The organism is Acidovorax sp. GW460-11-11-14-LB4 (assembly GCF_059423685.1).
This window is the reverse complement of record NZ_JBWKYJ010000116.1, coordinates 1-9,361: the sequence shown is the minus strand read 5'-3', so window position 1 is coordinate 9,361 and position 9,361 is coordinate 1. Positions and strand designations below refer to the sequence as shown.

Below are 9,361 nucleotides of genomic sequence, written 5' to 3'. Positions count from 1 at the left end.
TGAGTCGCCTTGCGGGTTCGGCTCATCGATGGGATGAACTGTACGCCGATGGTGTTCAGGGAAAAACCACCCAGTCGTAAACTAACTGTTCCAGTATTAGGAACAATCTTTCCATCCTCCCGCGCTCCATGTGGGATCTTTCGGCGCTCGAGTTTTGTTGAAAAAAACTGTATATTTATACAGCATCAAACCACAGGAGAAGCAGCGCCATGCAAGTCATCGAATCCACCTACGCCGTCACCCTGCGCGACTACCCCGAGGAACTCCCGGCCAAGGAGCGCATTGCCGCAGAAACCCGGTACGCCAGGGCCCTGGAAAAGCAGCTTGGCGGCCCCGAACAGGTGGCGGCTGCCCTGGACACCATGCAGAGCCTGGAGGAGTCGCCGCCCGAGGTGGTGTCTCCTGGCGATCTCACCCTGCTCAAGGCCTGGGGCAAGGCCAGCGTGGCAGCCCGGCAGGCCGGGTTCCGGGATCTGGGAGAAGGCGAGGGCGCGTACTTTGAGGTGCGGCTGGTCTGAGAGGCTGAGGGTCCTTTATCCATGCCCGCCTTGCACGCCAATACGCCCCGGCTCGTCGTTACCAATGCTCGCCATAGCCTGAGCTATGGCTGTGCTTTGCGCCTAGATCCGAGGCGTATTGGCGCGCCTTTCGGGCCCGGCTAAAAACTCTCAGCCTCTGAGCCTGAAAGCCCGCAGCCCGCAATGGGGCTGACCGAGCCGCCGTGCAGGCGCGTGCTGGGTGTAAAGGCAGGGTCGCCGCGGTGCTTGCGCACCCGCCGTGTGGGCAGATACTGTGTGTACATTGCATTACCCGCACACTCAACGCCGGAGACACAACCCCCATGACCCTGCCGCTTCACCCCCTGGACTCTGACCTGTTTGCCCGCGCGTTGCCGCTGCTGGACGACGAGTGGCTGACCCGCGACCCCGAACTGGCGCCCGTGTTGCCCACGGTGCTCGCGCGCAATGTGGGGCAGGACTGGCACAAGGCGGGCACGTTTCGCCACCACCTGGTGGGCGTGACGCGCACGCTGACGGTGTGGCAGCAGCCGCGTGACGTGCGCCTGCTGGGCCTGCTGCACAGTGTGTATGGCAATGCGTTTGTGGACCTGGTGAAGTTCGACCCTGCCAAGGAGCGCGCCCGGGTGCGCGAGATTGCGGGCGAGTCGGCCGAGCACCTGGTCTACCTGTTCTGCACCCAGTCGCGCACGCAGTTTGTGCAAAAGGTGCTGGCCCATGCACTGGAGGCGGACGGCAGCCTGGTGCTGCAAAAGGACGGGCAGGACCATGTGCTCACGCCCTACGAGGTGGCGGCCTTCATCATCGTGAGCATGGCCGACACCATCGAGCAGTGGTTCAGCTGGCAAGACGACATCTTTTCGCGCTTTCCTGATGTGCAGCACCGCAGCCAGAAGGCGCACTGGGCTGCATCGCTCTGGCCCGGACCCATGCGGCCGTCGGGGCGCATGGTGCACCAGATCAATGGCCTGGCCAAGGCGCTGCAGCACCCGGGGCTGAAGGACGTGCTGCCCATGCCACCCGTGTTTGCACACTGCTCGCAGCACCTGTCTGCCGCCAACGAGGCGGCGGCCACGTCGCTGTACTGGTCTGTCATCCAGCAAGACCAGCCGCTGGTGGACCTGGACGTGGCCACCGGCGTGCTGGAAAGCGCCGTGCGCCACAACCCCTGGGTGGGCGAGCCGCAGATGGTGCTGGCCCAGCTGTACCTGTCCGCTGGCCGCAAGGACGACGCCAAGGCCGCTGCCGAGAGTGCGCTGCACCTGTTCAGCGCCTGGGGCAATGCGTGGGACAAGCGCGTTCAGTGGGACGCCTGGGTGGCCTGGACGCGCATCCTGCTGCAGGGCGCGACGGTGGAGGGCACCTGGCCCGAGCGGCTGGACAAGCTGAACAACGTGGCACTGCGTGGGTGACTTGGAACATCCCCCTGAGTGGCTGTGCCACTTCCCCCTTCTCTCGAATCGCTGCGCGATTCGGGAAGGGGGACGCAGCCCTCGCTGCGGGGCGACCCTTGCTCGGCCGCCCTCGCCGGGCGCGCGCCAGTTTCATGAGATGGGGGTGGGGGCACGGGCTTTGTCTTCTTATTCGAATGGGTTGTAATGAAATGAAAACTTAGTTGTTCCAGTTTTATCGGGGAAACCCTAGGATGCGAACCATCTCTCAACGAAAGGTTTTCCCTGTGAACAACAACAAGCGCCTTCTCCTGCAATCCGCCCTGGCCCTGGCCGCTGCTGCCGCTTTCTCGTCCGGCGCCATGGCCCAGGACAAGCCCATCAAGGTGGGCGTGACCGGCGGCCCCCACGCCCAGATCTTCGAGCAGGTGAAGAAGGTTGCCGAGAAGGACGGCCTCAAGATCCAGATCGTCGAGTTCAGCGACTATGTGCAGCCCAACGCCGCGCTGGCTGCGGGCGACCTGGACGCCAACAGCTACCAGCACAAGCCTTACCTCGACGCGCAAGTGGCCGACCGTGGCTACAAGCTGGTGTCGGTGGGCTACACCGTCAACTTCCCCATCGGCCTGTATTCCAAGAAGGTCAAGAAACTGGAAGACCTGAAGGAAGGCGCCAAGTTCGGCATTCCCAACGACCCCACCAACGGCGGCCGTGTGCTGCTGGTGCTGCAGGACAAGGGCCTGATCAAGCTGCGCGACGGCGCGGGCCTCAAGGCCACGCCGCTGGACGTGGTGAGCAACCCTAAGAAGCTCAAGTTTGTTGAACTGGACGCCGCCCAGCTGCCCCGTTCGCTGGACGATCTGGACGCCTCGGCCATCAACACCAACTTTGCGCTGTCGGCCGGCCTGAACCCTGGCAAGGACGCCATTGCACAAGAAAACGCCAAGAGCCCCTACGTCAACCTGATCGCCGTGCGTGAAGCCGACAAGGACAAGCCCTGGGTGGCCAAGCTGGTGAAGGCTTACCACTCGGAAGAAGTCAAGAAGTTCATCCAGACCGAGTTCAAGGGTTCGGTGCTGCCAGGCTTCTAAAACCCCGACGGAACGCTCCGTGGCGACGGGCCGGCAACGGCCCGGAGCGGTGGCGATTCTCTCTCCTTGCGCGAGCAGGGCAGTACCGGGTTGAGCAGGTACGCCCCAGCCATGGGCAGCAGCCCTTCGACGCTCGCGCTCAGGCGGCGGTGTTGTGGCGCCGCAGCGTCGGGGGCTCAACAGAAAAATCCAAGCCATTTGGCACCCAGCGCACATCCCATGGGCGCTGGGTGCTATTTTTTTAGTAGCTTGTTTCTGTGTCAGTGCCCCGGCAAACCGCAGGGGGAAAAGGTGGGCCGAACTTGCGGCCACAATGGGAGGGGTTAACGTTCTGTAGCAACTGCGCCCAGCACTCCCTCCCCACCACAACACTGACCCATGTCCTTCGCGGAACGAATCCTCACAGCGGTCTGGTTGAGTGCAACCACGCTGTCGTTCCTGGCGTCGTTGTGGGTGCCTTCTCCGGGCGCGCGGCTGTTTCTGGACAACGCCTCCTGGACGCTGGCTTTCTGGCTGTCTGCCTTCTGGGCCTGGCGCGGCTGGCGGCAGGCGCCGCCCACCGACCGCGCGCTGCACACCGGCCTGCTCATCTTTGCGGTGCTGGTGGCCCTGGGGCAAATGGTGTGGAACGTGCAGGTGGCGCTGGACTGGAACCCATTCCCCGCGCCCGCCGACCTGCTGTTTCTGGCGGGGGGGCCGCTGTGGGCTGCCACCGTCATCCGCGCCACTTTTGCGCGCCTGTCGCGCGATCGGGCTTACCCGGCCGCCCTGGACTTTGGCGGCACGGTGCTGGCGCTGCTGGCGTTCACGCTGGTGATCTACCTGCCCTCGGGCGAGGTGGACTCGCTGGCCGTGGGCACGGTGCTGGTGCTGTATCCGGCCGGGTTTCTCGCTGCGGCGGGCGTCACGGCGCTGGCTGTTCCGACGGTGGGGGTGCGCATCGACCGGTCCCATGCGCTGGTGCTGCTGGGCCTGCTGGGCTTTGGCCTGAGCTGGATGCAGTGGAACCTCATGGTCATCAGCAACACGGTGCAGCCGGGCATCTGGTTCAACGCCAGCTTCAGTGTGTCGGCGCTGGTGCTGGGCTGGGGCGCACGCTGGCTGCGGTTTGAGATGTCGGCAGATTCGGCCTACCGCCGCCAGTGCGACCAGGTCATGAACTACGTGCCACTGCTGTCCATGACGCTGGCGGCCATCACCCTGGTGCTGCTGTTTGTGGCGCCCGATGGCAGGGCAGGCATGCAGGCGCTGATCCTGGTGTGCTGCCTGCTGGTGCTGCTGCTGGCGGCACTGCGCCAGACCATTGTGGTGAGCCTGCTCAACCGCCTGCGCACGGCCGAGGCCGCAGTGCTGCGCAACGAAGAGCAGCTGTACCGCGTGGCGCACTTTGATGCGCTCACCGGCCTGCCCAATCGCCGCTACTTTGAAGACGCGCTGGAGCGTGCCGTGGCCGAGGCCGCGCGCGACACGCACAGCACCAACCGCCGCGTGGCGCTGATGCTGATCGACCTGGACCACTTCAAGAGCGTGAACGAAACCTATGGCCACCGCGTGGGAGACGCGCTGCTGAGCGAGGTGGCGCAACGCATCACCCAGCTGCTGGCGGGGCAGGGCCTGGTGTCGCGGCTGGCCAATGACCAGTTCACGGTGATGCTGCTGCGCCCCGCGTCGCGCACCGAGCTGGCGCAGCTGGCGGCCTCGCTGGTGGAGGGCCTGGCGCAGCCCTGGGAGTTGTCGGAGGTGGGCGCACAGTACATGGGCGCCAGCCTGGGCATCAGCCTGTACCCGGACGACTCGGCCAACAGCGTGGAGCTGGTGCGCCACGCGCATTCGGCCCTGCACGCCACCAAGAGTGCAGGCCGGGGCTCGTACCGCTTCTACATCGAGGAGTTCACGCAGATCACGCGCGGGCGGCTGGAGCTGCGCCGGCGCCTGCACAACGCGCTGCAGGCGGGCGAGTTCACGCTGGTCTACCAGCCCCAGCTCAACCAGCAGCGCCAGACCGTGGGTGCCGAGGCGCTGCTGCGCTGGTCGGTGGATGGCAAGGCGGTGCCGCCCGACGAGTTCATCCCGCTGGCCGAGGAGAGCGGGCTCATCGTGCCCATTGGGCTGTGGGTGTTCGAGACCGCTTGCCGCCAGATGGCGCAGTGGCGTGCCGAGGGCTGGCAGGTGCCCGTGGTGTCGGTCAATGTCTCCACCATCCAGCTGCGTGAGCCGGGTTTTACCCAGACCCTGCTGGGCGTGACCCAGCGCGCCGGGGTGGCGCCCGCCGGCCTGGTGCTGGAGATCACCGAGTCGCAGCTGCTGGACGAGTCCCTGTACGCCATCGCGCTCGATCTGAAGAACGCGGGTTTTGCGCTGTCGATCGACGACTTTGGCACCGGCCACTCGTCGCTCATCAAGCTCAAGCGCCTGCCGGTGAGCGAGCTGAAGATCGACAAGGTGTTTGTGCGCGACATCGTGGTGGACGTGAACGACCGCGAGATCTGCGCCACCGTCAATGCCCTGGCCCGCACGCTGGGACTGGAGGTGGTGGCCGAGGGCGTGGAGACCGAGGAGCAGCTGCAGTTGTTGATCCGCATGGGCTGCGAGCGTTTTCAGGGCTGGCTGTTTGCACCGGCCCTGGCGCCCGGGCCACTGGCCGAGCAATGGTTGCAGCGGCAGGCGCCGCCCGCTGCGCAGTGACTGCAGGCACGGTGTGGCGTGGGGGCGGCATGGTCCGTGTGTGGCATATCAAAAATGATAGCTGCTCAGGCATGTTCCACTAGCGCATCTGGCCGTTTTGCCCTGATAAAAGCCAAAACCCGGCACAGGGCCGGGTTTTTTGGGAGGGGGCTTGCAGGGCTTGTGCCCTGCGCGCCGTTGTTGCCGCTGGGCTTAGGCGGCCTGCGACACGCGACCCTGGTTGGCGGCCACGCTGGTGTGTGTGGAAATTTCCACGTTGGCCGAGGCCAGTGCGGCCGCCTTGGCGTCCGGGCCCATGGCCACGCCTTCGGCACGCACAAAGCGCACGTCGGTGATGCCGAAGAAGCCGAACACCACCTTCAGGTAGCTCTCCTGGTGCTCCATGGCCTGACCGCCTTCGCTGGTCGAGTACACGCCGCCACGGGTGGAGGCCACGATCACCGTCTTGCCGCCGGCCAGACCCACGGGGCCCTTCTCGGTGTACTTGAAGGTGCGGCCTGCTTGCGCCAGGCGGTCGATCCAGGCCTTGAGCTGGCTGGGGATTGAGAAGTTGTACAGCGGCGCGCCAATCACGATCACGTCGGAGGCCAGGAACTGGCTCACCAGGGCTTCGGACAGTGCGTTTTCAGCGCGCTCTGCCTCGGTGGCAGCGGCCTGGCCGGTGCGGAACCCCAGCGACTGGGCCGAAAGGTGCGAAGGCGCTTGCTGGGCCAGGTCCAGGTATTGCACGGTGGTGCCAGGGTGGGCGGCTTGCCAGGCGGTCACGGTGCGGGCAGTCAGTTGGCGGGACACGGATTGATCACCGGTGATGGCAGAGTCGACGTGAAGCAGTTGCATGAGGGAACTCCTGGGGTTCTGTGGATCGGAGCCACAGCGTGTGGCCATGGGATGAATTGTGGGGATGGATCAATTTGTTGATAAGGTAGTGAACTTGCGATAGATTGTTCTATCCATAGGACGATGAAGCCCATGCAAGATCTCAACGACATGCTGTATTTCGCCGAAGTGGTGGAGCGCGGTGGCTTTGCCGCTGCGGGCCGCGCGCTCGGCATTCCCAAATCGCGCCTGTCGCGCCGGGTGTCCGACCTGGAAACGCAGCTGGGCGTGCGCCTGCTGCAGCGCACCACCCGCAAGCTCTCGCTGACCGAAGTGGGCGAAGCCTATTTGCGCCACTGTCAGGCCATGCGCGAATCGGCCCAGGCGGCGGCCGACACGGTGGCCCAGGTGCAGACCGTGCCGCGCGGCACCATCCGCGTGAGCTGCCCGGTGACGCTGGCGCAGACCGTGGTAGCCGAGCTGATCCCCCGGTTCCTGGCCAGTTGCCCCGAGGTGCGCATCGACATGCTGGTGAGCAACCGCGCGGTCAACCTGGTGGAAGAGGGCATCGACGTGGCGCTGCGCGTGCGTCCCTCGGTGGACGACAGCGGCAGCATGGTCGTCAAGCGGCTGGACCACACCACGCAGATCCTGGTGGCCAGCCCCGAACTGCTGATCCGCCAGGGCACGCCCCAAACGCTGGACGACCTAGCCAAGCTCGACAGCATCGCCATGTCCGCGCCCGATGGCCGATCGACCTGGAACCTGATCGGCCCGGGCGGCGTGCACCAGGTGGTGCAGCACACGCCGCGCTATGTGGCCGACGACCTGCTCACGCTCAAATACGCGGCCGTGGCCGGCACGGGGGTGTGCTGGATGCCCGACTACATGTGCCAGGAAGAAATGCGCGAGCGCAAGCTGGTGCGGGTGCTGCCCGACTGGGCGCCGGCGCCCGCCATCGTGCATGCCGTGTTCCCCTCCCGCCGGGGGCTGTCGCCCGCGGTCCGGCGTTTTCTGGACTACCTGGGCGAGGCCATGCCCGGCCGCAGCAGCCTGAGCACACGGCAGGCCCTGCAGGGGCTCGACGGCGCCAATATCTGAGAACCTGTTCAAAGTACAGGTTCTGAGGCGCTGGGCGCAAAGCCTGCGCTTGTGCACGGGTTCGGTGGGCAAAGCGCTTTTTGGCGCCACAATGCAACGAATTGCAACTGTGCGGGCTGCGCCCGTCCGTGTGGTCGGCACACGCGGCGGCCCGGGGACTTTTTGTGACCGCTCCACACCCCATCGACCAAGACATCCGGCAAGCCCGAGTGCACCCTGCCGTGCGCGCCATCGTGATCCCGCCGTGCCCCGAATCGTTGCTGCGCCTGCAGCAAATCGTCGCGGCGCCCGAGCTGGACTCGACCGCGCTGGAGCAACTGGCATCCTCCGACGTAGCCCTGGCCGCCGCCGTGATGCGGCTGGCCAACAGCCCGCTGTACGGCCTGGCCCAGCCGGTGCAGACCGTGGGCATGGCGCTGACGGTACTGGGGCTGCAGCCGGCCGTGGAGCTGCTGTCTGCCTTCATCACGCGCAATGCGCTGCAGGTGCGCTCGCCGCTGCTGGAGCATTTCTGGGAAAGCTCGCAGCGCCGCGCCATTGCGTGCGAGCACATCGGCCACCAGCTTTACAGCCTGGACCCGGGCCTGGGTTACAGCTTCGGGCTGTTCTGCCACGTGGGCATGCCGGTGCTGGTGAAGGCGGTGCGGGGCTACGCGGGCACCGTGACCGAGGCCCTGGCGCGCAAGGACCGCACCTTTACCCAGACCGAGAACGCGAGCCACCGCACCGACCACGCGGTGATGGGCGCCATCGTGGCGCGCACCTGGCACCTGCCGGGCGACGTGGCCCAGGCCATCTGGCTGCACCACGACTTTGCGTGCCTGAACGACGAGCAGTTTGATCCCACCGTGCGCCACCTGGTGGCGCTGGGCTTGCTGGCCGAGTTTCTGGTCAACCAGCACGACGGCCTGGCCCCCACGCGCGAGTGGACCCAACACGGCCAGGCCTGCATGGACCACCTGCATGTGACGCAGGACGAGCTGGACCACTGGATCGATGCGCTGCACCCCGCGTTTGAGGCGGTGCGGTTCTGATGATTCCGACGAGCAGCTGATTCGCCGCTACCGCCGAGCAGGGCAGCTACGCCCGCCCCCTGCGGACATGACGTGGGCACTGCGAGATCTGCTGGTGCGCTTTTCAGCGGGCCGCTTCCAGCAGCTCTGCCAGGCGCGTGTGCCCCCGCTGTGCCGCGAGCTGTGCCGCATTCAGACCTTCGCGGTCCACCAGCGCCGGGTTGGCGCGCAAGGCCAGCAGCAGCTGCACAGTGGCGGTGTGGCCGTTCATGGCCGCCAGCATCAGGGCGGTTTTTCCTCCGGGGTCGCGGGCATCCACTGGTGTGCCCTGTTGCACGAGGGCTTCGACCTGCTGGGGTTGGCCCGAGCGGGCGGCCTCCCAGATGGTGACGGGCAAGGCCGCACCCAGATTTTTTGGCATGGCAGGGGTTGCAGCCGCCGTGTGGTGGTCGCGCGCTGCAGAGTCAGCCTGCGCTCTGCGGGCGGCTGGTGCGGTAGCCGGAGCGGGGGCAGCCGGGGTGGCCTCCTGAAGGGCCGGTGCCGCGGGGGCTGCTGTGCGCTCGCGCCTTTCACCACCAGATTCGGCAGGGGAGGCTGCGGTCGAGGGCGCGGGGGGCGACGCTGGGAAACCGGAGAGGGCCCCGGCTGCGCGAGGTGCTGACAGGGCTTCCTGCTCAGTGGAAGGCGACACAGGAGCCGGCTTGGCTACGGGCTGGGCGGGTGCTGGTGTCTGCGCAGGCGCGGGG

General features: G+C 66.3%; 8 protein-coding genes. 6 read left to right on the top strand and 2 right to left on the bottom strand.

Features of this window, described 5'->3' with window-relative positions; genetic code table 11:
• The first annotated feature begins 209 nt into the window (after window positions 1-209).
• From AC07X4_RS23290 to AC07X4_RS23275, 4 genes are all read left to right on the top strand, one after another.
• Window positions 210-518 (top strand): hypothetical protein, encoded by a 309-nt coding sequence (locus AC07X4_RS23290; RefSeq protein ID WP_056067613.1) that lies wholly within the window; start codon window positions 210-212, stop codon window positions 516-518.
• 323 nt (window positions 519-841) lie between these two features.
• Window positions 842-1,930, top strand: coding sequence for a DUF6817 domain-containing protein (locus tag AC07X4_RS23285; protein ID WP_494741463.1), 1,089 nt, complete (start codon window positions 842-844; stop codon window positions 1,928-1,930).
• Window positions 1,931-2,196: 266 nt separating this feature from the next.
• Window positions 2,197-3,000 carry a MetQ/NlpA family ABC transporter substrate-binding protein gene (locus tag AC07X4_RS23280; RefSeq protein WP_233194296.1) on the top strand — a complete coding sequence of 268 codons (804 nt, stop codon included), beginning with the start codon at window positions 2,197-2,199 and terminating at the stop codon, window positions 2,998-3,000.
• Window positions 3,001-3,378: 378 nt separating this feature from the next.
• A complete protein-coding gene (locus AC07X4_RS23275) occupies window positions 3,379-5,685 on the top strand; it encodes a putative bifunctional diguanylate cyclase/phosphodiesterase (RefSeq protein WP_494741462.1) in 2,307 nt (768 codons plus the stop codon).
• Between the two features lie 192 nt (window positions 5,686-5,877).
• On the opposite strand, the gene AC07X4_RS23270 is transcribed toward AC07X4_RS23275, so the two are convergent.
• Entirely contained in the window at window positions 5,878-6,522 is a 645-nt protein-coding gene (locus AC07X4_RS23270; RefSeq protein ID WP_099730040.1) for an FMN-dependent NADH-azoreductase, read from the bottom strand.
• A gap of 132 nt (window positions 6,523-6,654) precedes the next feature.
• Between AC07X4_RS23270 and AC07X4_RS23265 the strand changes: the two genes are divergently transcribed.
• Complete coding sequence (locus AC07X4_RS23265) at window positions 6,655-7,602, top strand: LysR family transcriptional regulator (protein WP_056746686.1); 948 nt, start codon at window positions 6,655-6,657, stop codon at window positions 7,600-7,602.
• 164 nt (window positions 7,603-7,766) lie between these two features.
• Window positions 7,767-8,636 (top strand): HDOD domain-containing protein, encoded by an 870-nt coding sequence (locus tag AC07X4_RS23260; RefSeq protein WP_056746683.1) that lies wholly within the window; start codon window positions 7,767-7,769, stop codon window positions 8,634-8,636.
• Between the two features lie 103 nt (window positions 8,637-8,739).
• On the opposite strand, the gene AC07X4_RS23255 is transcribed toward AC07X4_RS23260, so the two are convergent.
• The gene (locus AC07X4_RS23255) at window positions 8,740-9,036 is read right to left on the bottom strand and encodes an ankyrin repeat domain-containing protein (RefSeq protein ID WP_494741461.1); all 297 of its coding nucleotides are present in this window, start codon (window positions 9,034-9,036) and stop codon (window positions 8,740-8,742) included.
• Window positions 9,037-9,361 lie beyond the last annotated feature (325 nt).

What these genes read in the sequence shown, in the direction of transcription:
- AC07X4_RS23290 (WP_056067613.1), top strand. Translation starts at nt 210, where the DNA reads ATGCAAGTCATCGAATCCACCTACGCCGTCACCCTGCGCGACTACCCC.
- AC07X4_RS23285 (WP_494741463.1), top strand. Translation starts at nt 842, where the DNA reads ATGACCCTGCCGCTTCACCCCCTGGACTCTGACCTGTTTGCCCGCGCG.
- AC07X4_RS23275 (WP_494741462.1), top strand. Translation starts at nt 3,379, where the DNA reads ATGTCCTTCGCGGAACGAATCCTCACAGCGGTCTGGTTGAGTGCAACC.
- AC07X4_RS23270 (WP_099730040.1), bottom strand. Translation starts at nt 6,522, where the DNA reads ATGCAACTGCTTCACGTCGACTCTGCCATCACCGGTGATCAATCCGTG.
- AC07X4_RS23265 (WP_056746686.1), top strand. Translation starts at nt 6,655, where the DNA reads ATGCAAGATCTCAACGACATGCTGTATTTCGCCGAAGTGGTGGAGCGC.
- AC07X4_RS23255 (WP_494741461.1), bottom strand. Translation starts at nt 9,036, where the DNA reads ATGCCAAAAAATCTGGGTGCGGCCTTGCCCGTCACCATCTGGGAGGCC.